Annotated in this window: 29 protein-coding genes, 1 pseudogene and 1 riboswitch; of the genes and pseudogenes, 15 read left to right on the forward strand and 15 right to left on the reverse strand. The window is 70.8% G+C overall.

Going from position 1 to position 26,557, the window contains the following annotated elements; translation table 11 throughout:
* Positions 1-53: 53 nt before the first annotated feature.
* Together AC0NZQ_RS19565 and AC0NZQ_RS19570 are read left to right on the forward strand one after the other, a co-directional pair.
* Positions 54-473 carry a phage holin family protein gene (locus AC0NZQ_RS19565; RefSeq protein WP_474531755.1) on the forward strand — a complete coding sequence of 140 codons (420 nt, stop codon included), beginning with the start codon at positions 54-56 and terminating at the stop codon, positions 471-473.
* Positions 470-808, forward strand: a complete 339-nt coding sequence (locus tag AC0NZQ_RS19570; RefSeq protein ID WP_474531756.1) for a DUF3618 domain-containing protein — start codon at positions 470-472, stop codon at positions 806-808. Before AC0NZQ_RS19565 ends, AC0NZQ_RS19570 begins: the two co-directional genes overlap by 4 nt.
* 70 nt (positions 809-878) lie before the next feature.
* Here the strand turns inward: AC0NZQ_RS19570 and AC0NZQ_RS19575 are convergent, their stop codons facing one another.
* Complete coding sequence (locus AC0NZQ_RS19575) at positions 879-1,469, reverse strand: hemerythrin domain-containing protein (RefSeq protein WP_474531757.1); 591 nt, start codon at positions 1,467-1,469, stop codon at positions 879-881.
* A 117-nt stretch (positions 1,470-1,586) separates the two neighbouring features.
* Positions 1,587-2,306: a GNAT family N-acetyltransferase gene (locus AC0NZQ_RS19580; RefSeq protein ID WP_474531758.1), complete on the reverse strand. Its 720-nt coding sequence runs from the start codon at positions 2,304-2,306 to the stop codon at positions 1,587-1,589.
* A gap of 96 nt (positions 2,307-2,402) precedes the next feature.
* A riboswitch (SAM riboswitch) is annotated at positions 2,403-2,520 on the forward strand.
* A 251-nt stretch (positions 2,521-2,771) separates the two neighbouring features.
* Between AC0NZQ_RS19580 and AC0NZQ_RS19585 the strand changes: the two genes are divergently transcribed.
* From AC0NZQ_RS19585 to AC0NZQ_RS19605, 5 genes are all read left to right on the forward strand, one after another.
* Complete coding sequence (locus AC0NZQ_RS19585) at positions 2,772-3,728, forward strand: amino acid ABC transporter permease (protein WP_474531759.1); 957 nt, start codon at positions 2,772-2,774, stop codon at positions 3,726-3,728.
* Complete coding sequence (locus AC0NZQ_RS19590; RefSeq protein WP_474531760.1) at positions 3,725-4,498, forward strand: amino acid ABC transporter ATP-binding protein; 774 nt, start codon at positions 3,725-3,727, stop codon at positions 4,496-4,498. The genes AC0NZQ_RS19585 and AC0NZQ_RS19590 overlap by 4 nt, the downstream gene beginning before the upstream one ends.
* A gap of 46 nt (positions 4,499-4,544) precedes the next feature.
* Positions 4,545-5,564 carry an ABC transporter substrate-binding protein gene (locus tag AC0NZQ_RS19595; RefSeq protein WP_474531761.1) on the forward strand — a complete coding sequence of 340 codons (1,020 nt, stop codon included), beginning with the start codon at positions 4,545-4,547 and terminating at the stop codon, positions 5,562-5,564.
* Positions 5,565-5,634: 70 nt separating this feature from the next.
* Positions 5,635-6,966 carry an aminotransferase class V-fold PLP-dependent enzyme gene (locus tag AC0NZQ_RS19600; protein ID WP_474531762.1) on the forward strand — a complete coding sequence of 444 codons (1,332 nt, stop codon included), beginning with the start codon at positions 5,635-5,637 and terminating at the stop codon, positions 6,964-6,966.
* A 98-nt stretch (positions 6,967-7,064) separates the two neighbouring features.
* Positions 7,065-7,955, forward strand: coding sequence for a Rieske (2Fe-2S) protein (locus tag AC0NZQ_RS19605; protein ID WP_474531763.1), 891 nt, complete (start codon positions 7,065-7,067; stop codon positions 7,953-7,955).
* Between the two features lie 17 nt (positions 7,956-7,972).
* On the opposite strand, the gene AC0NZQ_RS19610 is transcribed toward AC0NZQ_RS19605, so the two are convergent.
* On the reverse strand, positions 7,973-8,713 hold the full coding sequence (locus AC0NZQ_RS19610; RefSeq protein WP_474531765.1) for a GAF and ANTAR domain-containing protein: 741 nt from the start codon (positions 8,711-8,713) through the stop codon (positions 7,973-7,975).
* A 140-nt stretch (positions 8,714-8,853) separates the two neighbouring features.
* A complete protein-coding gene (locus AC0NZQ_RS19615) occupies positions 8,854-9,048 on the reverse strand; it encodes a DUF2795 domain-containing protein (RefSeq protein WP_474531766.1) in 195 nt (64 codons plus the stop codon).
* A 180-nt stretch (positions 9,049-9,228) separates the two neighbouring features.
* Here AC0NZQ_RS19615 and AC0NZQ_RS19620 point away from each other — a divergent pair.
* Positions 9,229-9,420 (forward strand): annotated as a pseudogene (locus AC0NZQ_RS19620) (SDR family oxidoreductase); the annotation flags it as partial.
* On the opposite strand, the gene AC0NZQ_RS19625 reads toward AC0NZQ_RS19620, so the two are convergent.
* The 3 genes from AC0NZQ_RS19625 to AC0NZQ_RS19635 are packed head-to-tail and all read right to left on the reverse strand — an operon-like array spanning position 9,420 to position 12,054.
* Complete coding sequence (locus tag AC0NZQ_RS19625; RefSeq protein ID WP_474531767.1) at positions 9,420-10,325, reverse strand: transporter substrate-binding domain-containing protein; 906 nt, start codon at positions 10,323-10,325, stop codon at positions 9,420-9,422. The pseudogene AC0NZQ_RS19620 and the gene AC0NZQ_RS19625 overlap by 1 nt on opposite strands.
* Entirely contained in the window at positions 10,322-11,095 is a 774-nt protein-coding gene (locus AC0NZQ_RS19630; RefSeq protein ID WP_474531770.1) for an amino acid ABC transporter ATP-binding protein, read from the reverse strand. The genes AC0NZQ_RS19625 and AC0NZQ_RS19630 overlap by 4 nt, the downstream gene beginning before the upstream one ends.
* Positions 11,092-12,054, reverse strand: a complete 963-nt coding sequence (locus tag AC0NZQ_RS19635) for an amino acid ABC transporter permease (RefSeq protein ID WP_474531771.1) — start codon at positions 12,052-12,054, stop codon at positions 11,092-11,094. The genes AC0NZQ_RS19630 and AC0NZQ_RS19635 overlap by 4 nt, the downstream gene beginning before the upstream one ends.
* A 100-nt stretch (positions 12,055-12,154) precedes the next feature.
* Here AC0NZQ_RS19635 and AC0NZQ_RS19640 point away from each other — a divergent pair, with 100 nt between their 5' ends.
* The 7 genes from AC0NZQ_RS19640 (at position 12,155) to AC0NZQ_RS19670 (ending at position 19,961) form a co-directional block, all read left to right on the forward strand.
* Positions 12,155-13,354 carry an LLM class flavin-dependent oxidoreductase gene (locus tag AC0NZQ_RS19640; protein ID WP_474531772.1) on the forward strand — a complete coding sequence of 400 codons (1,200 nt, stop codon included), beginning with the start codon at positions 12,155-12,157 and terminating at the stop codon, positions 13,352-13,354.
* Positions 13,355-13,364: 10 nt separating this feature from the next.
* Complete coding sequence (locus tag AC0NZQ_RS19645; RefSeq protein ID WP_474531773.1) at positions 13,365-14,741, forward strand: NtaA/DmoA family FMN-dependent monooxygenase; 1,377 nt, start codon at positions 13,365-13,367, stop codon at positions 14,739-14,741.
* On the forward strand, positions 14,738-15,811 hold the full coding sequence (locus AC0NZQ_RS19650) for an LLM class flavin-dependent oxidoreductase (RefSeq protein WP_474531774.1): 1,074 nt from the start codon (positions 14,738-14,740) through the stop codon (positions 15,809-15,811). Before AC0NZQ_RS19645 ends, AC0NZQ_RS19650 begins: the two co-directional genes overlap by 4 nt.
* Positions 15,808-16,935, forward strand: coding sequence for an LLM class flavin-dependent oxidoreductase (locus AC0NZQ_RS19655; RefSeq protein ID WP_474531775.1), 1,128 nt, complete (start codon positions 15,808-15,810; stop codon positions 16,933-16,935). Before AC0NZQ_RS19650 ends, AC0NZQ_RS19655 begins: the two co-directional genes overlap by 4 nt.
* Before the next feature lie 102 nt (positions 16,936-17,037).
* The gene (locus AC0NZQ_RS19660) at positions 17,038-17,847 is read left to right on the forward strand and encodes a DUF1684 domain-containing protein (RefSeq protein ID WP_474531776.1); all 810 of its coding nucleotides are present in this window, start codon (positions 17,038-17,040) and stop codon (positions 17,845-17,847) included.
* Between the two features lie 78 nt (positions 17,848-17,925).
* Positions 17,926-18,867, forward strand: coding sequence for an AraC family transcriptional regulator (locus tag AC0NZQ_RS19665; RefSeq protein WP_474531777.1), 942 nt, complete (start codon positions 17,926-17,928; stop codon positions 18,865-18,867).
* Positions 18,868-18,932: 65 nt separating this feature from the next.
* Complete coding sequence (locus tag AC0NZQ_RS19670) at positions 18,933-19,961, forward strand: hypothetical protein (protein ID WP_474531778.1); 1,029 nt, start codon at positions 18,933-18,935, stop codon at positions 19,959-19,961.
* Between the two features lie 200 nt (positions 19,962-20,161).
* On the opposite strand, the gene AC0NZQ_RS19675 is transcribed toward AC0NZQ_RS19670, so the two are convergent.
* From AC0NZQ_RS19675 to bfr, 8 genes are all read right to left on the reverse strand, one after another.
* Positions 20,162-20,761: a TMEM165/GDT1 family protein gene (locus tag AC0NZQ_RS19675; RefSeq protein ID WP_474531779.1), complete on the reverse strand. Its 600-nt coding sequence runs from the start codon at positions 20,759-20,761 to the stop codon at positions 20,162-20,164.
* 197 nt (positions 20,762-20,958) lie between these two features.
* Complete coding sequence (locus AC0NZQ_RS19680; protein ID WP_474531780.1) at positions 20,959-21,435, reverse strand: SRPBCC family protein; 477 nt, start codon at positions 21,433-21,435, stop codon at positions 20,959-20,961.
* A 111-nt stretch (positions 21,436-21,546) separates the two neighbouring features.
* Positions 21,547-22,509, reverse strand: coding sequence for an ABC transporter substrate-binding protein (locus AC0NZQ_RS19685; RefSeq protein ID WP_474531781.1), 963 nt, complete (start codon positions 22,507-22,509; stop codon positions 21,547-21,549).
* A 52-nt stretch (positions 22,510-22,561) separates the two neighbouring features.
* Positions 22,562-23,353 (reverse strand): ABC transporter permease, encoded by a 792-nt coding sequence (locus AC0NZQ_RS19690; protein ID WP_474531782.1) that lies wholly within the window; start codon positions 23,351-23,353, stop codon positions 22,562-22,564.
* Between the two features lie 4 nt (positions 23,354-23,357).
* Positions 23,358-24,131, reverse strand: a complete 774-nt coding sequence (locus AC0NZQ_RS19695; protein WP_474531783.1) for an ABC transporter permease — start codon at positions 24,129-24,131, stop codon at positions 23,358-23,360.
* On the reverse strand, positions 24,128-25,144 hold the full coding sequence (locus AC0NZQ_RS19700) for an ABC transporter ATP-binding protein (RefSeq protein WP_474531784.1): 1,017 nt from the start codon (positions 25,142-25,144) through the stop codon (positions 24,128-24,130). Before AC0NZQ_RS19700 ends, AC0NZQ_RS19695 begins: the two co-directional genes overlap by 4 nt.
* 308 nt (positions 25,145-25,452) lie before the next feature.
* Positions 25,453-26,040 carry a hypothetical protein gene (locus AC0NZQ_RS19705; protein ID WP_474531785.1) on the reverse strand — a complete coding sequence of 196 codons (588 nt, stop codon included), beginning with the start codon at positions 26,038-26,040 and terminating at the stop codon, positions 25,453-25,455.
* Positions 26,041-26,069: 29 nt separating this feature from the next.
* Complete coding sequence (gene bfr / locus AC0NZQ_RS19710) at positions 26,070-26,549, reverse strand: bacterioferritin (protein WP_474531786.1); 480 nt, start codon at positions 26,547-26,549, stop codon at positions 26,070-26,072.
* Positions 26,550-26,557: the final 8 nt, after the last annotated feature.

Consider the following 26,557-nt stretch of genomic DNA (forward strand, 5'->3'; position numbering starts at 1 on the left):
ACGCCGTGGACAACGGACCGGCTCCCATGCCGGGCAACGGAGAGGAACGAAGGATGACGGCAGGGAATGCGGCCGGGTCGTCAGCCGCCGCCGACGAGTCGGTCGGGCAGCTGGTGACCAGGGTCAGCGAGCAGACCTCGCGTCTGGTGCGCGACGAGCTGCGGTTGGCGCAGCTGGAGATGGGCAAGAAGGGCAAGGAGGTCGGCCTCGGCGCCGGACTCTTCGGCGGAGCCGGGGTCTTCGCGCTCTACGGGCTGGGCGCGCTGGTGACCGCGGCGATCGCGGGCCTCGCCACGACGCTCTCGGTCTGGGCCTCGGCCCTCATCGTGGCGGCGGCACTCTTCCTCGTCGCCGGCATCGCCGCGCTCATCGGCAAGAAGGAGGTCTCGGCCGGCACCCCGCCGCTGCCGGAGGAGGCCATCGCCGGTCTCAAGCAGGACGCACAGGCACTCAAGCCGGGAGGCCGGTCATGACCGATCCGACGCACCACCACGTCCCTGACGCTCCCGAGCCCAGCGGGGACGCCGCCATCGACGAGGTGAAGGCCGACATCGCCGCCACCCGGGCCGAGCTGCAGGACACCGTCGACGCGCTCTCGGCCAAGCTGGACGTCAAGGCGCAGGCCGGCAAGAAGGTGGAGGCGGCCAAGGAGCGGGTCGCCGACGTGGCCGGCCAGGCGAAGGAGAAGACGCCCGAGCCGGTCCAGCACGCCGTCGAGGCCGCGTCGCCGTACCGCACGCAGATCGCCCTCGGCGTCGCCGTGCTGGCCGTCGTCGCCGTCATCGTCAGGCGGCGCCGGCGCCGCTGATCCGCCAACCGGGACACCGAGGGGTGATTGCGCGATGTCGCGCAATCACCCCTCGTGCTTCCGGCGTGACTCAGGTGTTGTGGGCGCGGCCGGTGAGCGCGTCACGCATCTTGTCGATCAACCCGACACCGGGGCCGAGCGTCTTGTGGAACAGCTCCGCGTTGGGGGAGGCGGGGTGCGGCCGGGTGGGCGCCGCGGCCTTGGCCGTCTGCACCTTGGCCCCCAGCTCGACCAGGTCCTCGGCCGGGATGGCCTGGCGCAGGCGTGGGAACTGCTCCTGCTCCTCGTCGGTGGCGTGGTGGACGAGCTGGTCGCGCATCCTCGTGACCAGCTCGCCGAACTCGTCGGAGGACGGGTCGGCGTGCTCGAGGGCGAGCATCGTCTTCTCCAGGTCCTTGTGCTCGCGGGTGTCGTGGTCGGCGACCTCGTCGCCGTCGTCCAAGTGCTTCTTGATCGCCGGATAGACGTACATCTCCTCGGCCACGCTGTGGCGGACGAGCTCGGCGATGACGGTATCGGCGCTGTCGCGACGGTCGTCCGGGTCCTGCTGGGTGCCGATCATCTCGATGAGATCCAGGACCTCGTGATGGTCGGCGGTGAGGATGTCGACGACGTCGGCCCGGGCGGCGGCGTCGGAGCGGGTGTCTGACGGACTGGTCATGGCGGGTCTCCTCGCCTCAGGAGGACCGCGCGACCCGGTTTCGATCGCGGCCCTCCAGGCTCAGGTACCCGAACCGCACGCTGAGCATGCCGCCGCCCGGCACGACGGCGCAGCGGGTCACCCCACGGGCGATCGGTAGGCGGCGAAGGTGGTGCGGCGTCGCAGCCGGAAGCCCAACGATTCGTAGAGCCGGATCGCGGTGGTGTTCGCCGCGCCCGTGTGCAGCAGCGGCGTCGCGCCTTCGCGACGGATCTCGTGGGCGACGGCGCGCACCAGGCGCGCCCCCAACCCCTGCCGCCGGGCCTCGGGATCGGTGCAGACGGCGCTGATCTCGATCCAGCCGGGCGGACGCAGCCGCTGCCCGGCCATGGCGAGCAGGCGCCCGTCCCGCTTGACGCCGAGGTATGTCCCCAGCTCGATGGTGCGGGGGAGGAACGGGCCGGGCTTGGTCCGTGCGACGAGGTCGAGCATGGCGGGGACGTCAGCGGCGGTGAGGACCGTCGCCTCGGCGTCGGGGGCGTCGTCGACACCGTCGTCGACCAGCTGGACGCCCGCGACAGTGGCGACGCGCTCCCACTGCGGCGGCGGCGCGGCGGCCTGTCCGGTGACCGTCACCGTCTCGCCGGGGCCGACCAGCCGCGCCAGGTCGCCCCAGGCGTCGGCGTCGGCATCCGCCGGCAGGGCGGTGAAGGGGCTGACGTCCACGGGGTAGCGGCGCGCCCGGCCGACCACCTCGGCGAAGGTGGCGTGCGGTCCGGTCAGGGAGTGCCAGGCGGCGTTGTCCAGCACCGTCTCGTCGGGTCGGTGGTCATGGACGGCGGCTGCGGGAAGGGCCATGCGAAGTCCAATGCGGGTCGAGGCGTGTGTGCAATGTCTAGCATGCCTGTAGGAATTGACAACGCAGCGAGGGTCGCTCTAGGTTCTCGTATCGAAGGTCATGAGTGTCAGCGACAAGCCCTGGCTCGCTGGCCGGCAACCCTCGCGTCGCGGTGGGGTGCTCCAGGTGACGACCGGACCGTGATCCCGCCGGGATCCACGGTAAGCGCGACAGCCCCGCCCGGGCGAGGACGGATCGATGATCAGCTCATTCACCCCACCGGCTGCAGGGTTCTGCTGCCGCCGCCACGTCGACCTGCATCGGGTCGGCAGCGCGCTCTGTCGCTGACGCACACCGCGTCCGAAGCGCGACTGACGAGTTTGCGCAAAGCCGCGCACATCTGCTGACGGCTGCGCAGACGTTCGATCTCACCGACCCACGTCCCTGTGGTGTCGGCTCTCTCACCCACGCTCCCCGGAGTAGCCATGACCAGATTTGCCGCCGCGGCCCCGTCCGCCACCCGTGAGCCCGCCGGCGCCGACCCCCGTGCGGAGGCGGCGACCGGCGCTCCCGGCGGCGACCATCCCGACCCGCTGGCCCGCGAGCAGGTGCTGGCGCAGCGGCACCCGTGGCGCTGGGTGGCGGTGGCGGCGGTGCTCGTCGTCGCAGTCCAGGTGGCCCACGGGCTCGTCACCAACCCGTTCTTCGAGTGGGATCGCTTCGGGTACTGGTTCGCCCGCCCGGCCATCGTGGACGGCGTCCTCGTCACGCTCGAGGTGACGGCCTGGAGTGCGGTGCTCGGCCTGGTCGGCGGCATCCTGCTCGCCGTCATGCGGATGTCGGCGAACCCGGTGCTGCGGGGCGCGGCCTGGCTCTACATCTGGCTGTTCCGCTCGATACCGCTCATCGTGCTGCTGGTCATCCTCTTCAACTTCTCGCTGATCTACCCGCAGCTCGGCCTCGGCCTTCCTTTCGGCCCGCAGTTCGCCACCTTCGCGACGAAGGACGTGCTGAGCTACCTCGCCATCGCCGTGCTGGGGCTGGCCCTGAACGAGGCCGCCTACGCCGCCGAGGTCGTCCGCGGCGGACTGCTCGCCGTGGACCAGGGGCAGTACGAGGCGGCCGCCGCCATCGGGCTGAGCCGGAGCCGGCAGTTCCGGCGCGTGGTGCTGCCGCAGGCGTTGCGCTCGATCGTGCCGTCCTACGTCAACCAGCTGATCCAGCTCATCAAGGCCAGCTCCCTCGTCTACTACGTGTCGATGCTCGACCTGTTCGGCACCGTCCAGTCGCTGCAGAACACCTTCACCAGCGACATCGTGCCGCTGCTGCTGGTGGCCAGCGCCTGGTACATCCTCATGACGAGCGTGCTGTCGGTCGTGCAGTACTACGTCGAGCGCTACTTCGGCCGGGGCGCGACGCGGGTCACGGCGGGTGTCCGGTGACGGCCGCAACGGTGCCTGCGCTGCAGATCCGCAACGCCCGCAAGGCCTTCGGCGGTCACGAGGTGCTGCGTGGCATCGACCTCGACGTCGCCGCCGGCGAGGTGGTCGCGATCATCGGACCGTCCGGCTCGGGAAAGTCGACGCTGCTGCGCGCCATCCCGCAGCTGGAGCCGCTGGACCTCGGCTATGTCCGGGCCGCCGGCGAGCTGGTCGGGGTCCGGGAGCAGGGCGGCAGGCTGCGTCGGCTGCCAGACCGGGCCGTCCGGGCGCAGCGATCCGCCATCGGCTTCGTCTTTCAGAGCTTCAACCTCTTCGGCCACCTCACCGTCGTCGACAACGTCGCCGAGCCGCTGCTGGCACACCGCGCCGCCGATCGGGCGACCGCGCGCCGTCGCGCCGGTGAGCTGCTCACCCGCGTCGGCATCGGCGAGAAGGCCGATGCCTACCCTCGTCAGCTCTCCGGCGGCCAGCAGCAGCGCGCGGCGATCGCCCGCGCCCTGGCGCTGGACCCGCAGCTGCTGCTCTTCGACGAGCCCACCTCCGCGTTGGACCCCGAGCTCGTCGGGGAGGTGCTGTCGGTGATCCGCGAGCTTGCCGACAGCGGCCGGACGCTGGTGATTGTCACCCACGAGCTGCGCTTCGCCCGAGAGATCGCCGACACCGTCCACTTCCTCGACCGCGGCCTCGTGGTCGAGAGCGGACCGCCGTCTCAGGTGATCGACAACCCGAGCCACGAACGCACCCGCGCGTTCGTCAGCCGTGTCCGCTGACCCGGCTTCCCGCATCGACGCACCACCCCATCAGAGGAGAACGCCCGTGCAACGCCCACGACCGACCGTCCGACGTGCCCTCACCGCAGCCGTGGCTGCCGTGCTCGCCGGCGGGCTCACCGCCTGCGCCAGCGGTGCCAGTGGCGACACTGCCACCACGAGCAAGGACGGCGTCACCTCCGTCGGCGTCGCCACGCTCGCCGGACCCGCCTTCTCGCCGGTCACCATCGCCGTCCGCCGCGACGAGCAGATCCGCAAGCTGGTCCCCAAGGCCGTCCTGGACTCCGGCGAGCTGACCATCGGCGTCGGCGCGCTGCCGTCGGTGTTCCCGCCCCTGGTCATCACCGGCACCGACCAGAAGACGCTGACCGGCTCCGAGCCCGACCTCGGCCGCCTCGTCGCCGCCGTCCTGGGCCTCAAGCCGGTGATCAACAACTCCACCTGGGAGAACCTCTTCATCGGCATCACCGGTGGCCGCAGCGATGTCGGCATCTCCAACATCACCGACACCGAGGAGCGCAAGCAGAAGTACGACTTCGCCACCTACCGGCACGACGACCTCGCCTTCGAGGTCCCGGCGAAGAGCAAGCTGAAGTTCACCGGGGACCCGTCGGTGCTCGCCGGACTCACCATCTCCGTCGGATCGGGCACCAACCAGGAACGCATCCTGCTGAAGTGGCGCAAGGAGCTCGCGGCCAAGGGCAAGTCCTTCCAGATCAAGTACTTCCCGGACAACAACTCGGTGAACCTGGCGCTGGCGTCCGGCCGGATCGACGCCTACTTCGGGCCGAACCCCGGCATCCAGTACCACATCGCCCAGAACAAGAACGGCCCCTCGCCGACCAGGTCCGCCGGGCGCTACTCCGGTGCCGGCGCCACGCTGCAGGGACTCATCGGGGCCACCACCAAGAAGGGGAACGGGCTGGTCGAGCCGTTGCAGCGCGCGATCAACAAGCTGATTGCCACAGGCGCCTATGCCCGGTGGCTCAAGGCCTACCACCTCTCCAACGAGGCCGTCCCGACGTCGCAGATCAATCCGCCGGGGCTTCCGCTGTCCGACTCCTGACCATCCGGCACCGGGTCCGCGCGGCCGTCGCCGCGCGGACCCGTCCCACGAACTCCACCCGGGAGCAGACATGACCGCCCTTGTCCCCGACACCGTCGCGCCGCTGGCCGAGCTGGCCAATGCCGACACCCTCGTCCCGCTGGTGACGGGGGAGTGGACCCGCTACGTCGACCTCGACAGCGCTGCCAGCACCCCGCCGCTGCGTGCCGTGCAGGAGGCACTGGCCGAGGCGACGCCCTACTACGCGAGCGTCCACCGCGGTGCCGGCTGGTCCAGCCAGCTCTCCACCGCCGCCTACGAGCGGTCGCGCGCCGTCGTGGGCGCCTTCGTCGGCGCGCGAGACGACGACGTGGTGATCTTCACCCGCAACACCACCGATGCGCTGACCCTGCTGGCACGTGCGGTGCCCGGCCCGGTGTTGCACCTGGACCTGGAGCACCACGCCAACCAGCTGCCGTGGCGCAGCGGGCGGTGCACCGTCGTGCCCGCCGGGCCGACGTGGTCCGGCACGCTCGCCGACCTCGGGGCGGCCCTGCGCGACCGCGACATCGCCCTCGTCTCGATCACCGGCGCCTCCAACGTCACCGGGGAGTGCCCGCCGCTGGCCGACGTCGTCGCACTGGCCCGTCGTCACGGCGCCCGCGTCGCCGTCGACGGCGCGCAACTGGTCCCGCACCGCAACGTCGACCTCGCCGCGCTCGACGTCGACTACCTGGCCTTCTCCGGTCACAAGCTCTACGCGCCATACGGCACCGGGGCTCTCGTCGGCCGCCGTGACTGGCTCGACGCCGCCCCCGCGCACCAGCCCGGCGGGGGCGCGGTGGCCCGGGTCGGGGTGACCGACGTCGAGTGGTTGGCCTCGCCGGCCCGGCACGAGGGCGGCACCCCCAACGTCCTCGGTGCCGTGGCGCTCGCGGCCGCCTGCCGCGCCGTCGCGGCCATCCCCGAAACGACCCGGATCGCGCACGAGCGATCGCTGCTGGAGCGGTTGCGCGGTGGTCTGAGCGGCCTCGGCCTGCCGCCGCTGCGGCTCTGGCCGGGCGACGGGCTAGACAGCGTCGGGGTCACTGCCTTCGCCGTTGCCGAACACGACCCCGCCGAGGTCGCCGCCTGGCTCTCGGCGGAGTACGGCATCGGGCTGCGCGACGGCCGGTTCTGCGCCCATCCGCTGCTGCAGCGGACGACCGGCGGGGCGCCACTGCTGCGGGCGAGCCTGGGGTTGGGCAGCAGCAGCGGCGACGTCGACGCCCTCGTCGCCGGCCTGGACGAGCTGCTCGCCGAGGGTCCGCGGTGGCGGTACGAGCGCACTGCGGCCGGTGTCCTGCCGGTGGACGATCCCCGCCCGCGACCGGCCTTCGCGGGAGCGCCGGTCTCGACGCCCGGCTGCGAGCCGTCCCGGTAGCTCGGCCGGTTTGCCGGGTCCGGCGGCAGGGTAGGCGCCTGCAGAGCGCGGGGTGCGGTCGAACCGAGGGCCGCCGACCACCCGCCGCGAGGTGCATCGTGCCGTCCGGTTCAAGCAAGACCGAGACCCTGCTGTCGCGTATCGAGTCCGAAGAGCGGCTCGACGCCCCCGCCGCGGCAGGGGCATCGCTGCTGTCGAAGGTGCTGCGCCCCGGCACGGTGAAGGACCTGCTCAGCGGCACGCCGCTGGGACACGCTGCGCACCCCGCCGTGGTCGTCGTGCCGATCGGCTCGTGGCTGACCGCCTCCGTTCTGGACCTCACCGGCGCCGACGCCGACGCCGCCCGGCGGGCAGTCGGGCTCGGCATCCTGTCGGCGCTGCCGGCCTCGCTCACCGGGGCCTCGGACTGGGTCGACACCGAGGGCGCCGAGCGGCGGGTGGGGTTGGTGCACGCCGCCGGCAACTACATGGCGCTCGGCTTGCAGGTCACCAGCTGGGCGGCCCGACGCCGCGGGCAGCGGACGCAGGGGGCGGTGCTGACCCTCGTGGCCAACCTGCTCTCCGGTGCCACGGCCTGGCTGGGCGGCCACCTCGCCTACGCCATGGGCGTCGGCGTCGACACCACTGCCTTCCAGCAGCTGCCGACCGACTGGATGGACGCGATCGACGAGCTGGACGTCCCGGAGGTGGGGCTGGCCTCGGCCGAGGTGGCCGGCGTCCCGGTGCTCTTCGCCCGCCTGGAAGGCCGGATCGTCGCTCTGGCTGATCGCTGCACGCATCGCGGCGCGCCGCTGCACGAGGGCACCATGCGGGGCGACTGCGTGGTCTGCCCCTGGCACGACAGCGTCTTCGCCCTCGCCGACGGCGCCGTGACGCAGGGTCCGGCGACCCGTCCGCAACCGGCCTTCGACATCGACGTGACCGAAGGCCGGGTGCGGGTACGGCGGGCCGAGCCCCGCACGCTGCGGACCAACCCGACCGGAGCCTGACCCCCGCTACCGCGCGGTCACCGTTCCAGATCCGGCAGCGTGCCGGTCTCCATCACCTCGCCGGCGATGTCGCGGACCTTGCGGTGCAGGTACTGGCTGGCCTGCCGCAGCTCGTCGAAGGCCTGGTCGGGCGTGAGCAGCCGACTCGACATCAGGATCCCCATCGCCATGCCGATCTGCCGGCTGCTGGCCAGCGCGATCTCCAGGTTCTCGGCCCGTTCCTGTTCGACGGCCAGCGCCACCGAGGTGCCGGCGTACCCGGAGAGCAGCGCGCTCACCGCGACGTCGTGGTCGTCGAAGACGTCGCGGTCGCGGGCGTAGAGGTTCATCGACGCCCGGCTGTCGCCGGCCATGGCCAGCCGCACGCTGAGCATGCTGTGCACGCCGGCCGCCTCCGCCGCACGTGGGCCGAAGCGGGGCCACCGCGGTTCGTTGGTGAGATCGGCGGTGCGGACGTAGTCGTCGCTGTCGAGGGCCTCGAGGCAGGGTCCCTCCCGGAGCTCGTACTGCAGCTTGTCGATGCGAGTCGGCAGCGCGTCGCTGGCGGCGAGCGTGCGGGGCCGGGCCCGCGGTGTCACCAGTGTCAGCGACGCGAAGTCCGAGTTGGGCAGCACCTTCATGACCACGTGGACGACGCGGTCGGGATCGGGTGCCGCGGCGGGCTCGATTGCCATGACCTCGGCCAGGTGCTGCAGCGCGGCGTCCAGCTCGGCGTTGCCGGTCTCGTGGATGTCCTGTGCTGAATCGTTGTCGGTCATGTCGTCACCTCAACGGCGGCGACGGCGTTCTTCGCCGGCGCCACACCGGCGGGCTGTGGTTCAGCAACCGGAATCCTCACCGTACCCACCCGATGCGAAGTGGGTGTACGGCTCCGGACGAGGTGCCGCCGCCGCGGTGGTCAGGGCAGATCGGCGACCGCCGTGCTCACCTCGGTCGGGCCGTCGAACTCGGTGTCGGGATCGAGCTGGCGCAGCGCGTCGAGGATCTCGTCGTCCGCGCCGTTGCGCAGCGCAAGGTCGAGCAGGTCGTCGCGGTAAGCGGGGTAGTCGGCGTCGCGCAGGGCCCGCTGCAGGTCGACGGGGGAGACGTCCATGACGATCGTCCTTCTCCGTGGCCGCCGACGTCACCGCTCTTCGGCCCGGCCGCCGCGTCGCTGGACGGGGTACCCAGCGGCGGCCGCGCCGTCCCGCCGCTGTCCGATGACCGCTACTCCGATCGGTGCGCCGGGTAGGTGCGCAGACGACGTCCAACCCGCGGCGGTCACCGGCGAAGGACGCAGGCAGCCATCGCCAACTTCTGCGCCAGCCTCGCGCAGCTGCTGGGGGAGCGGGGGATTCGGGTCAACAGCGTCGCGCCGGGGCCGATCTGGACCCCGCTGATCCCGGCCACCATGCCGGCGGAGAAGGTCGCGAACTTCGACACCGACACGCCGCCACGACAGGCCCGTGTGACGGCGCCGCTGTCTCAGAAGGTCGGCCGCGGGTTCAGCTGCGATTGGCCGACACCGCTGCTGGTGACCCCCCATTTGGCGAGGATGCGCGCATAAGCACCGGTGCGGATCAGGACGTTGACGGCGTCGCGCAGCAGCGGCGCGAGTGCCGATCGCTTCGCGGTGACGAAGCCCACCGGCGTGGTCGCGACCTGGCCCAGATACCGGGTCCCCGGGATGTGGCTCGCGTCGTAGCGCAGGCTCAGGGTCGGACCGAACTCGGCGTCGATCCGGCCGCTGGCCAGGCCGAGCACGATCGGCGCGCTGGTGGCGAAGTACTGCACGGTGTACGACGGGCGTCCGGCCTTGGCGCAGTCGTCCTTGCCCGCCTCCAGCAGCTGCTGGAAGGTCGACCCGGGCGAGGTGGCGATGCTGTGCCCGCAGAGGTCCGTGAGGCTCCGGACCCGTTGCAGACCCGAGGAACGCGACCCCAGGAAGGACTGCCCGTCGTTGAGGTAGGTCGCGTAGTCGACGACCTGCAGCCGCTCGGCCGTCACCCCCAGGTTGGCCAGCCCGACGTCGTACTTGCCGTTCTGGACACCGGGCACGATGGTGGGGAAGGTCCCGATCGATCGCACGGCCCGCAGGCCGAGGACGCGGGCCACCGCGTCGGCGAGGTCGACGTGCAGTCCGACAGCCCTCCCGTCGCGGGTTCCGACGTAGGGCAGGCCCGAGGTGCCGGGCTGTTCGGTGGTGCCGAAGACGAGGTCGCGGTCGAGCTTCGGCAGCCGCGCCCGGACCTCGGCGGCCAGCGGCGTGTCGGTGCGGACCGCGGCGACCACGTCGGCCGTGGGGATCTCGGCCCCGTCGCCCTCGGTGGGGGAGCTGCAGCCGGCCGCCGTGAGCAGCGCGATCCCGGCGGCGGCGAGGGCTCGCCTCACAGCACCGCCCCGAGGAAGGCGCGGGCGCGCTCGGTGCGCGGAGCGTCCAGGACCTCGGCCGGCCGTCCCGCCTCGACGACGCGGCCGTGGTCGAGGAAGACGACCTGGTCGGCGAGCTCCCGGGCGAAGCCGATCTCGTGGGTGACGACGACCATGGTCATCCCCGTCGCGGCGACATCGCGGATCGTGGCGAGGACCTCGCCGACCAGCTCGGGGTCCAGCGCCGAGGTCGGCTCGTCGAAGAGCATCAGCTCGGGGTCCATGGCCAGCGCCCGGGCGATGGCCACCCGCTGCTGCTGGCCGCCGGAGAGGCGTCGCGGGTACTCATTCTCCCGGCCGGCGAGCCCCACCCGGTCGAGCAGCTCCGACGCGCGGGTCTCGGCCTCGCGGCGGGACAGACCCCGTACCGCCACCGGACCCTCGACCAGGTTCTCCAGCACCGTCAGGTGCCCGAAGAGGTTGAACTGCTGGAACACCATGCCGATGCCGGAGCGCTGTCGGGTGATCTCGGCGGCCGAGCGCTCGTGCAGCCGACCGCCCCGTTCGCGGTAGCCGATCACCTCGCCGGCGAGCTCGACGAAGCCCGCGTCGGGGCGTTCGAGATGGTTCACACAGCGCAGCAGCGTGGACTTGCCCGAGCCGGACGGCCCGAGCACGACGGTGACCTCGCCGCGGCGGACGTCGAGATCGACATCGTCCAGGACGGTCGTCGAGCCGAAGGACTTGCGCAGTCCCCGGATCCGCAGCAGGGGCTCGGCCGGGGCACTCACACCGTCCGCCCGAAGAGCGGCAGGTTGGACCGCACGACCGTGCGGAAGGAGCGCGGGTCGTCCCGCTTGGTGCCCCGCGCATAGTGGCGCTCAACGTAGTACTGGCCGACGGAGAGCAGCGTCGTCAGCACGATGTACCAGATCGAGGCGACGATCAGCAGCGGCATGATCCGGTAGTTCTGGCCGTAGATCAGCTGCACCGAGTAGAGCAGGTCCGACACCGCGATCACGCTGACGATCGAGGTGGCCTTCAACATGCCGATGAGCAGGTTGCCCGAGGCCGGGACGATCGCCGGCATCGCCTGCGGCAGCACGATGCGCCGGAAGATCCGGCGCCCGCGCAGCCCGAGCGACTGCGCCGCCTCGACCTGGCCGTGGTCGACCGAGAGCAGCCCGCCGCGGACGATCTCCGAGGCGAAGGCAGCGACGTCGAGGGTCAGTGCCACGAAGGCGGCCAGCAGTGCGGTGAACAGCTGGGCGGTGTCGATGCCGAAGAAGCTGGGGCCGAAGGGGATGCCGAGGGAGATCGTCGGGTAGAGCGAGGCGAGCTCGTACCAGAAGAGCAGCTGGACCAGCGGTGGCACCGACCGGAAGAGCCAGACGTAGCCGAAGGCGACCGAGCGCAGCACCGGATTGCCCGACAGCCGCATCGCGGCGATGCCGACGCCGAGGGCGTAGCCACAGACCATGACCGCGGCGGTGAGCCAGACGGTCAGCCAGAGACCGCGGGCGACGTCGGGGGCTCGCAGGTATTCCCAGACCAGCCCCCACTCGAAGCGAGGGTTGCGGGCGGCCGACTGGACGGCGAAGGCGAGCACCCCGACAGCGATCACACCGCCGACCACGCGGCCGGTACGTCGGCGCGGCACCAGGCCGGCGTCCAGCAGGAGCAGGTCGTCGCTGGTGCGCTGCGGTGGCCGGGCTGCTTCCCGGTGCCGCAGCTCGGGCGAAACGGTCATGACGACGGACCGTACCTCATGCATAGTTTGTCTAGTGGAATGATGGACGAAGCTCGCGCGTTGCCACGGGTGACCGTCTCGCCCTCTGGAGGTTCCTGCCATGTCCGACGCTCCACCACTGCACCTCGCCGTCGCCCTCGACGGTGCCGGGTGGCACCCGGCGGCATGGCGCGAGCCCACCGCACGCCCCGCCGAACTCTTCGACGCGCGCTACTGGGTCGACCTGCTGGCCGAGGCGGAGCGAGGCCTGCTCGACCTCGTGACGATCGAGGACTCCTTCGGGCTGCAGACCGGGCACTGGTCCGGACCCGACCCGCGCACCGACCGCGTCCGGGGTCGGCTGGAGGCACAGGTCCTGGCCGCCCGCATCGCGCCGACCACGACGCACGTCGGCGTGGTGCCGACCGCGGTGGTGACGCACACCGAGCCCTTCCACGTCTCGAAGTCCATCGCGACGCTGGACTACGTCAGCACCGGCCGCGCCGGCGTCCGGGTGCAGATCTCGGCGCGCGCCCACGAGGCCGCGTTGCTGGGTCGGCGCGAGATCCCGCGCTTCGGCTACGCCGAGCGGGAGACACCGGCGGTGCGCGATCTCGTCGGCGGCCTCTTCGACGAGGCGCGGGACTGGGTCGAGGTGATCCGGCGGCTCTGGGACAGCTGGGAGGACGACGCGGAGATCCGCGACGTCGCCACCGGCCGCTTCGTCGACGTGGACAAGCTGCACTACATCGACTTCGCGGGGGAGCACTTCAGCGTCCGGGGTCCGTCGATCACGCCGCGGCCACCCCAGGGACAGCCCGTCGTGACGCTGCTCGCGCACGGCACGGTGCCCTACCGTCTCGCCGCCACCTCGGCCGACGTCGTCTTCGTCACCCCGCAGGACGACGCCGACGCGCGCGCCATCGTCGCGCAGGTGCGCAGCGAGGAGCAGGCTGCCGGCCGGGCGTCGGCACCGCTGCACGTCTGGGGCGAGCTGGTGGTCGTGCTGGCGGAGTCGGCGCAGGCTGCCCGCTCGCGGCTGGAGCGCCTCGACGAGATCGCAGGGGAGGAATTGCGCAGCGACGCGCAGATCTTCGCCGGTACCTCCAACGAGCTCGCCGACCTGCTGCAGCAGCGGGCCGCGCAGGGCTTGAGCGGCTTCCGGCTCCGGCCGGCCGTCCTGCCCGACGACCTCGAACGGATCACCCGCGACCTGGTCCCGGCGCTGCAGCGCCGCGGCGCGTTCCGCACCGAGTACGCCGAGACCACGCTGCGCCGACGACTCGGGCTCACCCGCCCCGCCAACCGCTACGCCGCCTGAGGAGCCCCGCATGCCCCGCAAGCAGATCCACCTCGCCGCGCACTTCCCGGGCGTCAACAACACCACGGTCTGGAGCGACCCCGCTGCGGGCAGCCACATCGACTTCTCCTCCTTCGTGCACTTCGCGCGAACGGCGGAGCGGGCGAAGTTCGACTTCCTCTTCCTCGCCGAGGGACTGCGGCTGCGAGAGCAGAACGGCCGCATCTACGACCTGGACGTCGTCGGCCGGCCGGACACCTTCGCCATCCTCGCCGCGATCGCCGCGGTGACCGAGCGTCTCGGGCTGGCCGGCACGATCAACTCCACCTTCAACGAGCCCTTCGAGGTGGCGCGGCAGTTCGCCACGCTCGATCACGTCTCGGCCGGCCGCGCGGCCTGGAACGTGGTGACCTCCTGGGACGCCTTCACCGGCGAGAACTTCCGCCGCGGTGGCTACCTGGCGCAGGAGGACCGTTACGACCGGGCGCGGACCTTCCTCGACACCGCGATCGAGCTCTGGGACTCGTGGCAGGGCGACGAGATCGTCGCCGACAAGCAGTCCGGACGCTTCCTCTCCGACGGGCTGGCCGGCACCTTCGAGCACCACGACCGTCACTTCGACATCCAGGGCCAGTTCTCGGTGCCGCGCAGCCCGCAGGGACGGCCGGTGATCTTCCAGGCCGGCGACTCCGACGAGGGACGAGACTTCGCCGCCTCGCGCGCCGACGCCATCTTCAGCCGGCACTCCACCCTCGAGGCGGGGCAGGCGTTCTACCGCGACGTGAAGGGTCGCCTGGCGACATTCGGCCGACGGCCCGAGCAGCTCAAGATCCTGCCCGCCGCCACCTTCGTGCTGGGCGACACCGACGCCGAGGCCCACGAGCGGGCGCGCGAGGTGCGGCTGCAGCAGGTCAGCGGCGCCACCGCGATCAAGTTCCTGGAGCAGCTCTGGAACCGCGATCTCTCCGACCACGACCCGGACGGTCCGCTGCCGACCGTCGACCCGGTCCGCGGCGAGAACACCATCGCCCGGGGGCGGGCCAGCGTGCGGCGGCACGACGACCCGGTCGAGGTCGCCAACGAGTGGCGGGCCAAGGCGCAGGCCGAGGGTCTGTCCACCCGCGAGCTCATCGTGGAGGTGACGGGGCGGCAGTCCTTCATCGGCTCACCGGCGACCGTCGCCGACACCATCGACCACTTCGTGCAGGCCGACGCCAGCGACGGCTTCATCCTCGTCCCGCACCTGACGCCGGGCGGCCTGGACGAGTTCGCCGACACCGTCGTCCCGCTGCTGCAGGAGCGCGGCGCCTTCCGCCACGACTACGAGGGGACGACGCTGCGCGACCACCTCGGGCTGGCCACGCCGGCGGCGGGGTCCGAGCGGGCCGCGGCGCGGGAGGCGTCGTGAAGTTCCTCGCCATCACCCTCATCGTCCACGCGCCCGACCCCGTCACCGGCGTGCAGAAGACGACGCACGAGCGTTTCCGCGAGGTCGTGACGAACGCGGTGCTGGCCGAGGAGCTGGGTTTCGACGGCTTCGGGGTGGGGGAGCGGCACGAGCGGCCGTTCATCTCGTCCGCCCCGACCGTCGTCCTGTCCCACCTCGCTGCGCGCATCTCCCGGATCCGGCTCTTCACCGCCGTCACCACCCTCAGCCTGCTCGACCCGGTACGTGCGGCCGAGGACTACGCGACCCTGGACAACCTCGCCGACGGTCGGCTGGAGCTCATCATCGGCAAGGGCAACGGGTCGGCGCAGCGCGATCTCTTCGGCGTGACGCCGGAGGACCAGTGGGAACGCAACGCCGAGAGCTTTGCGCTCTTCCGCGCTATCTGGCGTGACGGGCGGATCACGGCCGAGCCGAGGTTCCGGCCGCCGCTGCGCGACGCGGAGGTGTGGCCGCGCCCGCTGCAGCCGGCGATCCGCATCTGGCACGGTTCGGCGACCAGCCGGGAGTCCGTCGAGGTCGCGGCCGCCCACGGCGACCCGCTCTTCTCCGCCAATGTCACGAACGACATCGAGCCCTACGCCGAGCTGATCGACTTCTACCGCGAGCGGTGGGCCGCCCACGGGCACGATCCGGCGGACGCCGTCGTTGGCGCCGGCAGCGCCGGGTACTACGCCACGCCCCGCTCGCAGGACGCGATCGCCGCGTACCGGCCGGTCTACGAGTTCCAGCGTGCCGCGGCGCAGCGGGCCGGACTGCCCCACCCCTGGGCCGACTACGCCGACTTCCTCGCACGCTCGTCCGCGCTCGTCGGCAGTCCCGAGCAGGTCATCGACAAGGTCCACCGCTACCACCAGCGTTTCGGACACACCGTGCAGCACATCTCGGCCGACGGTCCGGGGCTGAGCGAGGTGCAGCACCGTGACTCGCTCACCCTCTTCGTCGAGGCGATCGCCCCGGTGCTGAACCGATCCATCCCCGACCCGCCCTGGCCGGCCGCGGCCGCCGAGCTGACTGGAGCCCTCGCATGAGCACCACCCCCCTCGGTGTCCTGGACCTGATCCCGATCTCTGCCGGCTCGTCGGCACCCGCGGCGATCCGCAACAGCATCGACCTGGCGCAGCAGGCCGAGCGTCTCGGCTACGGCCGCTTCTGGTTCGCCGAGCACCACCTCAACCCCGGTGTTGCGGGTACCTCGCCGGCCGTCGCGCTCGCGCTCACGGCGGCGGCGACGAGCCGCATCCGGTTGGGCGCCGGTGCCGTCCAGCTCGGCCACCGCACGGCACTGTCCACCGTGGAGGAGTTCGGTCTGCTCGACGCGCTGCATCCCGGTCGCATCGATCTCGGCCTCGGCCGCTCCGGCGGCAAGCCCACCCCGGTCAAGGAGCCCGCGCTGGTCGGGGGCGGTACGGCTGTCGTCGACGGCTTCACGGCCAACGGGGTGCGGATCCCGGCGAAGTTCTCGCCGGCGGCGCTGCTGCGCTCGCCCCGCTTCGCGCTGCAGAAGACGCTGCTCACCCAGCCCGAGGCCCGGCCGCAGAACTACACCGAACAGGTCGGCGACATCCTGGACCTGCTGGCCGGGACCTACGTCAAGGACGGCCAGGAGGCGCACGTCGTCCCCGGTGAGCATGCGGCCCTGCAGGTCTGGATCCTGGGCAGCAGCGGTGGCGAGAGCGCCATCGTCGCCGGGGAGCGCGGTCTGCGGTTCGGCGCCAACTACCACGTCAGCCCCGGCAGCGTCCTCGAGGCGGTCGACGGCTACCGTGCCGCCTTCCGGCCGTCGGCCGACCTCGCCGAGCCCTACGTCACGGTCTCGGCCGACGTCGTGGTGGCCGAGGACGAGGCCACCGCCCGTGAGCTCGCCACCGGCTATCCGCTGTGGGTGCGCAGCATCCGTTCCGGCGAGGGAGCCATCCCGTTCCCCACGCCGGAGCAGGCGCGGCGGCACGTCTGGTCCGAGGCGGACCGCGCCCTGGTCGCCGACAGGCTCGAGACGCAGTTCGTCGGGTCACCGGGGCAGGTGGCCGACCAGCTGGAACGGCTGCGTGACGCCACCGGCGCTGACGAGGTGCTCATCACCACCATCACTCACGACCACGCCGATCGGGTGCGGTCCTACGCGCTGCTCGCCGAGGAATGGAACCGGCGATGAGACTGCTGCGTCGATGGTGGGCCGGCTACGTCCTCACCGCCGGCCGACCGGACGAGACCCGCGCCGCGCAGCTGGCGCGGCACACGAGCTGAGGGAGCCTGCATGTCCACGACCACGACCACGACCGAGTTCGCCGCCGAGTGGCGCAGCTGGCACGACGAGCACGAACGTCGGCGCGCCGACCCGCACGGCTTCCTGGCCATCACCGGTCTGCACTGGCTCGGTGACGAGCCGCAGACCTTCCCGGATGCGCCCGGCAGCTGGACCACCGGTCCCGAGGGTGTCGTCGTGGAACTCGGCGAGGAGCGCGTCATCGTCGACGGTGTCGAGATCACCGGCCGTCATGAGTTCGGCGTCATCGCCGAGCGCGGCGGCATCGACGTCCACTGGGGGGACGCCGTCATCGAGGTGGCGCGGCGCGGCGGCCGCGACATCGTCCGGCCACGGCATCCCGATGCCCCCGTGCTGGCGGCCTATCCGGGGACGGCTGCCTACCCGCCGGATCCGTCCCTGGCCGTCACGGCGCACTTCGAGCGTTACCCGCAGCCGAGGCCGACGACGGTCGGCGCGGTGGTCGACGAGCTGCACCATGTCTACGACGCCCCGGGCGAGCTGCGCTTCGCACTCGGCGGCGCCGAGCAGCGGCTCGTGGCCTTCCCCGGCTCGGCTCCGGGGAGCCTCATGGTGCTCTTCACCGACGCCACCTCAGGGGTCACCACCTACGCCGCCAACCGCGTCGTCGCCGTCGGCGAGCCCGGCCCGGACGCGACGGTGACGCTGGACTTCAACCGCGCCGTCAACCTGCCGTGCGCCTACACCCCCTACGCCACCTGCCCGCTGCCGCCGCCGGAGAACCGCCTCGCCGTCGCGGTGGAGGCAGGGGAGCTGGCCCCGAGGCCGGCGAGTCATTAGCCGAAAGACGCGTGTGCCCAGCCGAAAGCTGAACGTGTTTGTCGCGCAGTGACCGTGCAAAATTTGCAAGATAGATCAGTGCGTACCAGCAGCGATCCGGTCGGCGAGGTGACCGACATCCTCTCGCGGACATTCGTGCCGCTTCGGCTCGAACCGTCCGACCCGGAGGCGTTCGCCGCGGATCTGGAGCTGCGCAAAGTCGGCAGGATCGCCATCGGTCGGCTGGCCTTCGGCAGCGAGGTGCGCGTCCGCACCGCCGAGCTGCACAGCTATCACCTCGACATCCCGCTGGCCGGCGTGACGCACACGCGGATCGGTCGGGGGCGCGAGATCGAGATCAACACCCGCGTCGCCGGTGTCTACTCACCCGGCGAGACCTCCGACCAGCGGTGGGCGACCGGCACGGTCGCGTGGTGCGCCATGTTCGGTGCCGACGTCATGCGCGAGGAGCTGGTCAACCTGCTGGGGCGGGAGCCGAACCGCCCCCTCGAGTTCGACCCGACGCTGTCGTTGGAGACCTCGGGCAGCGCGCTCACCGACACCCTCAAACTGCTCGAGACCACCGCCGACGACCAGGTCCTCGCCGCTAACCCCCTCATGTCCCGCCGGCTCGAGCAGACGGCCGTCACCACGCTGCTGCTGGCGCATCGGCACAACTTCAGCGACGAGCTGATCCGGGAGACGTCCCGGATGTCCGAGCGCCTCGCTCGCCGGGCGGTGGAGCTGCTGCACGGCTCACCGGAGCGGGCCTGGTCGGTGGGTGAGCTGGCCGCGGCCTGCGGTGTCAGCGCGCGCACCCTCTACGACGGCTTCCGTGCGGTGACGGGGACCTCGCCCATGAACTACCTGCAGCAGATCCGGCTGGACTCGGTGCGGGACAACCTGCTCAGCGCCAGCGAGGAGGCGAGCGTCTCGTCCATCGCCTACCGCTGGGGATTCACCCATCTCGGTCGCTTCGCCGCGGCCTACCGGCGACGGTTCGGTGAGCCGCCGTCGGCCACGATGCGTCGTCGCGACTGACGCCTCTCTGTCCAGCCGGGCCGCTGACCTCGACGGCTGCCGTCGGCACCGGCGAGACTGGACCCATGTCCTCGCCGGGGTCCGGCCCGGCCGGCTCCGGGAGCAGGTCGGACTTCGCCCGCGCCCTCGCTGCCGCCGTTACGTCACGTGGCACCACCCTCGCGCACCTGCAACGCCGTCTCGCCGAGCGAGGCACGCCGGTGAGCCTGACGACCTTGAGCTACTGGCGTTCGGGTCAGCGGCGCCCGGACGGTTCGTCCCATCCTGCGCTGGCAAGCCTCGAGAGCGAGCTGGGCCTGGTGGCGGGGGAGCTGCGGGAGCTGGTGGTCCCCGCTGCCGGCACCGGCAGGGGCACGGGCAGGGGCGCGGGCCGCCCTCTCGACGGCGCCCGCCGCGCCACGAGTTCCGATGCTGAGGGGGAGGGCCCGGATGTCCGTGCTCGCCGACTGCTCTACGGTTCGACCCGGCCGCCCCTGGCGGTGGGGCTGCGAGACGACTCGGTCCAGCATGTGCTGGACGTCGACCGGGACGGCCGCCCGGACCGGCTCCGCGTCCGGTGCCTGCACCGCGCGACGAGGAGCGGCGTTGACCGGCGGGTGATCTTCTTCGTCACCGGAGCGGGTGATGGTCCGCCCGGTGACTTCGTCGCCCGCGCGGGTGGCCGCGTCAGCGCCACGACCGGTGACGCCGAGACGGGGTTGTACGCGGCAGAGTTCGTCTTCGACCGGCCGCTGCACCGTGGCGACACCGTCGTCATCGAGTACGAGATCGAGCTCGGACCGGTGGCCGAGCACTGCTACGAGCTGTACGTGGTCCGGCGACTGCGGCACGCCATGCTGTGGGTGCGCTTCCATCCCGACCGGGTCCCGACCGAGGTCGAGCTCTACCGGGAGGTGGGCGGGGAACGCACCGGTCGGCTGGTGGACATGACCGGCATCAGTAGCGTGCATCACGCCGTCAGCGATCCGACCGGGGGCCGCATCGGCGTGCGCTGGGACTGGCCGGCGCGGTGGGGCCGAAGTCTCGACCACCGGGACGGGGAGCGGTCAGCAGTCCGGTGTTCGCCGGGGGAAGGTCGAACACCGGACCGCTGATCGCCAGAACGAGCTGGGGATGGCCGTGGGGGGTGGGCACCGCCTCGCTCGCCGTCACTGTGCCCGTCTCATGAGCATGCTGCGCACGCCCGGCACACACTGCCCGATTCACCGCGCCGAATGCCCGAATGACGGGCATTTTCGGTCGCGGTGCGTGACGCGGGCACACCGGGTCGACACTGAGCGTCACCGGTCTTGAGCTAGCCGGTGATGGCCTCGGCTGCGGAGTAGATACCCAAGCCGACCATCACTACTGCAGCCACCCGCGTGATCCAGACGATAGGCAGGAACTTCAGCAGGGTCTTGCCACCGAGGATCGCGATGAGGCCCACTGCCCAGAGGCCGAGAACCGCTCCGATGCCGACCGAGATCGGATCGTGGTACTTGGCGGCGAGGTTGGCGGTCATGATCTGGGTGAGGTCACCCCACTCCGCCACGAAGATGACGCCGAAGCCGAGAGAGGCGACCTTGAAGAAGCCGGCATCGTCGGCGACGGTGGTGCTCTCACCGCCCTCGTCAGCCTCGTCCTGGTGGCGCCCCTCGCGCCAGATGAGGACGGCGCCGAGGAGGAAGAGGACGGCCACCACGCCCTCCACCGCTCGGCGGGGGGCGAGGGTGAGCAGCGATCCGGCCGCGACGGCGACGATGACGTGGACCGCGAAGGCAGCCGCGATCCCCGTGTAGACCCAGCGCCAGGGGAAGCGGGTGCCGAGGACGAGACCGGCCACGGCGGTCTTGTCGGGAAGTTCGGCGACGAAGACCAGCGCGAAGACGCTGAGGATGACTCCGATGTCGAGCACGGGTTGGGCTCCTGTGTGTCGTGGCGGCCGGCCGGACGACACCCGGATCGGGGAGCGCGTCGGAGCCGGCAGCCGTGGGCTGTCGGTGATCCGAACGTCTCGTCCAGCCGGCGGACCGACCCCTGCCACCGGGTGACCGCGTCGCCGCGGCCGCCAGTATGTCGACGACAGGTGAGGGGACTACTCCCGTTCGCCGGTCACCCTACCGGGTGCGCCTCGACCGTTCGCGCCAGGATGCCCAGCGTCGCCTTGAGCCCGGCCTCGGGGATGATCGGGAAGCCGACCACTCCACGGTAGCGGGGGAGGATCTGGCTCCAGTCGTAGAAGGACGTCACCCGGGTGCCGTCGCCGTCGGGACTGAGCCGGTAGCCGTAGCGGTGCTCGATGGGCGGCTGAATCGTCCCTGACACCGTCCACTCGATGAGTGCCTCGGGTTCGAAGGCGGTGACGATGACGGTGACGTCGTACTTGCCCATCGGCAGGTCGCCGAGGGACTCGCGGTCCATGTGCACCACGAAGCTGTCGCCGGCGGCGCGGACCGGGTCGCCCTCGGCCCACTGCAGCATGCCCGAGCTGTCGATCCGGACGTGACCCGCCGGGTCGGTGAGGACGGCGAAGATGTCGGCGGCCGAGGCGGCGATGTGGCGCGACACCTCGAAGCGTTCGGTGCTCATACGTCCCACCCTCGCACGGCGGAGGCGACGGGGAGAGGACGGGGAGAGGGCGGGAAACGACAGCGCCGCCGGCCACCCGAGGGTGACCGGCGGCGCCGACGAGTTCGGCTGTCAGACGAGCTTGTTCGCCTGCAGGAACTTCTTGGCGACGGCGCCCGGGTCCTGCTTCTGGATCTGGACAGCCGAGTTCATGGCCACGATGGCCTGCGTCGTGAGCAGCGAGCTGACCTTGTTGAGCGTCTCGGTGAAGGGGGTTCCGAGCTTCTTGGCCACGGACGTCTTGATCACCGGCGCCACGTTCTGGTAGCCGAAGATGCCCTTGGTGTCGTTGAGGACGGTGTACTTGCCGCTGGCGAGCTGGCCGTCAGTGGTGAAGATCGCGATGCTGGTGACGCTGCCGTTGTCGAGGGCGGAGTACTGGCTGCCCGTGGCGAGCGGCTTGAAGGTGAAGTTGTTCAGGCCGTACGCCTGCTTCAGGCCGAGGACGCCCTGGTAGCGGGTCGCGTTCTCCGGCGGACCGGCGTAGGTGAAGGACTTGATCTTCTTCATGTCCTCGATGTTCTTGAGGCTGTTCTTGGCCGCGTATGACTTCGTCACGGCCAGACCGTCTGCGTCCTGGAACGGGGTCCGGTCGAACATGGTGTAGCCGCGCGCGGCCTCCCACTTCTTGGCACCCTCGTACGTGACCTCGGCCGACTCGGGGTGGTCGCCGAGGTTAGCCAGGTCCTTGTTGCTGTAGATGACGCCGGTGTATTCGGGGTACCCGTCGATCTGGCCGCTGGTCATGGCCTTGTCGATGACCTCGGACGAGCCGATGTTCTTCTTCAGGTTGACCGTGAATCCCTTGGCGCGCAGGGCCTGGGCGTACAGCTCGCCGAGCAGGAACTGCTCGTCGAAGTCCTTGGTGCCCAGCGTGATGGTGCCGCTGCCCTTATCCCCGCTCGAACCGCTGCCGCTGCCACCAGTGCTGCCGCCGCCGCTACCGCTGTCGGATCCGCAGGCTGCCAGGGCCAAGGTCACCACGGCGATGGACGCCGTGGCGACAGACGCTCGGGAGAGCATGGTCTTCATCATGGGCGTACTGCTCCTTCGTTGTCGGATGCCCGGCCTTCTGGTGGCCGAGCGGTCAAGCAGAACCGGTGGTTGTGACGACGGTGCGAGCGACGATGTCGGGCGCTGTCCCGCCGGCCTGGTCGGCGGGCAGGTCCCCGCCGGAACTCGGCCGTCGGGTGAAGCGACCCGCGCGCTGACGCCGAAGGCCTCGAGGCGTGACGACGTATTCCAGGACGAGGAACAAGATCTGGGCGACGATGGCCAATCCGATCAGCACCAGCGATGCGCCGATGACGCCCGCGATGCCGTACGACGCGACGTTGGCGATGACGTCGCCGAGCCCACCACCACCGAAGAAGCCCTTGAGCGTCGCGGTGGCGACGATGAACACTGCTGCCGTGCGCACGCCGGCGAAGATCAAGGGAAGGGCCAGGGGGAGTTCCACCTTGGTCAGCACTTGCCGTGGCGTGAGTCCGATGCCCCGCGCCGCGTCGACGGTGTCGACGTCAACGCCGTCGATGGCCACATAGGTGTTGGTCAGGATCGGTGGTGCGCCGAGGATGACCAGAGCGATGATTGCCGTGGTGTCGCCGATGCCGGTGTAGGGAAACAAGATCGCGAGCACTGCGGTGGTGGGTAGCGCCCGTGCCACGTTAGAGGTGTTGATCGCGAGGAACGAGAAGCGGTGCAGGTGGCCGAGGGTTGCGCCCAGCGGCACACCGATCAGAACCGAGATCAGCACGGCCTTCGCTGAGAGCGCCAAGTGGTCGAGGGTGAGGTCGGCAAGAGTCAGGTCGCGGCCTTGCAGGTTCGAGAACCAGAAGTCACCGATGAAATTGAAGCCGTCCGTGAACTGATTGCTCATGTCATCACCGGTTTCGGCGGGCCGAGGCCCACGGGGTGGCCAGCCTCTGCGCGAGGACGAGGATTGCGTCGGCGACGAGGGCGAGCGCGATGCAGAGCAGGCCGCCGACGACGAGTGCCGTGTTGATGTTGCGCTTCACGCCGAGGGTGTAGATGACGTCGCCCAGTCCGCCGAGTCCGATCAGCCCGGCCACCGTCACCAACGAGATGATGGTCACGGCCGCAACCCGGATGCCTGCGACGATCGTCGGCACCGCGAGCGGGAGCTCGACTTTGAGCAGCAGCTGTATGCGCGTCATGCCCAGACCCTCGGCGGCATCCCTGACGTCAGGGGAGACGCCGGTGAGCCCGGCCAAGGTATTCGTGAACAAGATCAACAGCGTGTAGGAGACCAAGGCGATCTCCGCCGTCAGATCCGTGAGGCCCGTGTACTGGATGAGGATGTAGAACGCGGCAATCGACGGGATGGTGAACAGCACGCTGGTCAGGAACGTGATCGGCACCGCCAGCCATCGGAGCCGAAAGGCAAGCAGGGCGAGCACGAAGGCGATCGCGAAGCCGACCACCAGGGAGATGACGCTGAGCTGGATGTGCTTGCCCAGCGCGCTGAAAATGGCATCGCGATTCTGGTCGACCCAGTCCCAGCAGAACGTGCCGCCGCGAGCCACGCAGCTCGTGCCGGCCCCACCGTCGCTGCCCCCGCCGTAATCAGGAATGGCGGGACCGCCACCCGTGGGGGCGGGGGAGGGCGCGACGGCGAGCAGCAACAATGCGCTCACGCGGGCGAGTCCGCGGCGGTCACGTGGCCATCGGGCGTTCGCTGCAATGCGCGGTTGATGTCTTCCACGCCGACGGTTCCTGCGACCGAACCATCCCGGTCGAGCACCGTGAGGGCATGCACCCGCTCGGTCATGAGCGTCGACAGGGCGTCACGCAGCGTCGAGGTGATCGCGACCGAGGGCGCGCCGTCCTCCGGTTTGCGTGAGCGCTCGAGATCGAGGCCCTCGAGCGTGCTCAGTGCGAGCCGCTTGAGACCACGGTCGGCACCGACGAACTGCGCGACGAAGTCGTTGGCGGGGTTGGCGAGGATGGCGTCCGGGGTGTCGTACTGCACCAGCTCGCCGCCCTCGCGCAAGATCGCGATCCGGTCGCCCATCTTGATCGCCTCGTCGATGTCGTGCGTGACGAAGACGATGGTCTTGCGGATCTCCTGCTGCAGCCGCAGGAACTGGTTCTGCAGGTTCTCGCGGTTGATCGGGTCGATCGCGCCGAACGGCTCGTCCATCAGCATCAGCGGCGGGTCCGCGGCGAGGGCACGGGCCACGCCGACGCGCTGGCGCTGACCACCCGAGAGCTGGCTCGGGTAGCGCTTGCCCATCTCGGCCGGCAGGCCGATCAGCTCCAGCAGCTCCGCGCTGCGTGCGGCGATGCGCTTCTTGTCCCAGCCCAGCAGGCGCGGCACGGTGCCGATGTTGTTCGTGATCGTCAGATGGGGGAAGAGCCCCACGTTCTGGATCACGTAGCCGATCTCGCGTCGCAACTCGGCGGGCTGACGGTTCTTCACGCCCTTGCCGTCGATGAGGATGTCGCCGCCGGTGATGTCGATCATCCGGTTGACCATGCGCATCGCGGTCGTCTTGCCGCAGCCGGACGGGCCGACCAGGACGCAGACCTCGCCGGCGGGGACCGTGAAGGAGAGGTCCTCGATGGCTGCCGACGGGGCGCCCGCATAGCGCTTGGTGACGTTGCGGAACTCCAGGGGCGCGGCGCTCGCCGCGGCCGACTCCGTCACGAGATACCCGTCTGCTCGGTGTGCGTGTGAAGCGGTGCTTGACTCATGTTTCGGTCCACCTTCCCCTCCCGGGAGTTCGCCAACTATAGACAGAGGCCTTCTTGGTGCGAGGGGACGAAGTCGTGCAGGGATCACGACCGTGACACGTCCGTTATCGAAAGATCACGCACAACTCGCCTCGGCAACGACTGGCACGTCCGATTTGCCGGAGGCGCCGGACTTGATCGGTGCCGCGCCTTATCCCGATCGAGCGCGGGCATAACGCTCAGGGCGTAAGTGTGCGAAAGAGCGCCGCCCCGGCGTCGAGGTCAGCGCCGGGGAGCCTCGGGCAGCTCGGCGCCGAGATTGCCCCACCAGCCGATGTCCGCGGGGTCGTACCGCAGCACTGTCGTGACGAACCCCAGCGGCTCGCCCACGTCGAAGTCCGCGACGTTCCAGCCGAAGGGCTCGGGGTCCACCGACGGTCCCATGTCGTAACCCCACGTCGTCATGTCGCCGGGGGCCCAACCGGTGGGCTCCACCGCGGCGGCGCGGCTGCGCCGCAACCCGACGACGCGCCCCTCGTCCAGCGGGGGCCGGTAGACGATGCAGAAGCTGTCGTCGGCCTCGGCCCAGGCGTCGACCACCCAGACCCGGCGGGCCTCGGTGACGGTGCTGACGAGCAGATGCGCGAGGCAGGCATGCAACGCCGCGCCCGCCCAGTCGTCGCGGAGCACGAGATCGTCGACCAGCTCCAGATGGCGGGGGGAGCGCTGGCGCCGGGTGCGGGCGGCCGGTGGCGCCGGGGCGGCGAGGCCGACGTCCGGCAGCAGGGTCGGCAGCAGTGACGAGGGAACCGAGGTCCTCGTCACCGCGGGCCAGCGAGGCCGCACCGATCGTCCGTGCTGCTCGACCACGGAGCCGAGCCTACCGAGTTCCGGCGGGCTCAGCTCTCGGGCTGCTCGAGCAGCTGTGCGAGGTAGAGCTGCTCACCGACCGAGTCCAGCAGCGCCAGCTGCGTCTCGAGGTAGTCGATGTGGTGCTCCTCGTCGGCGAGGATCGCCTCGAAGATGTTCTTGCTCGTCAGGTCGCCGACGCTGCGCATGTACTCGGCGCCCCGGCGCAGCCGATCGATCGCCTCGGCCTCGATGGCCATGTCCGCCACGAACATCTCCCGCACGGTGCGGCCGATGCGCAGCGGGAAGAGCCGCTGGTAGTTCGGTAGCCCGTCGAGGAAGAGGATGCGGTCGGTGAGCGTCTCGGCGTGGCGCATCTCGTCGATGGACTCCGAGCGCGTGTAGCGCGCGAGCTTGATCCAGCCGAAGTTCTCCTGCATCTTCGCGTGCAGGAAGTACTGGTTGATCGCGGTCAGCTCCGCGCTCAACTGCTCGTTCAGGAACTCGATGACCCGCTCGTCGCCTCGCATGACCGCAG

The sequence above is a fragment of the Jatrophihabitans sp. sgz311053 genome, from assembly GCF_056135305.1.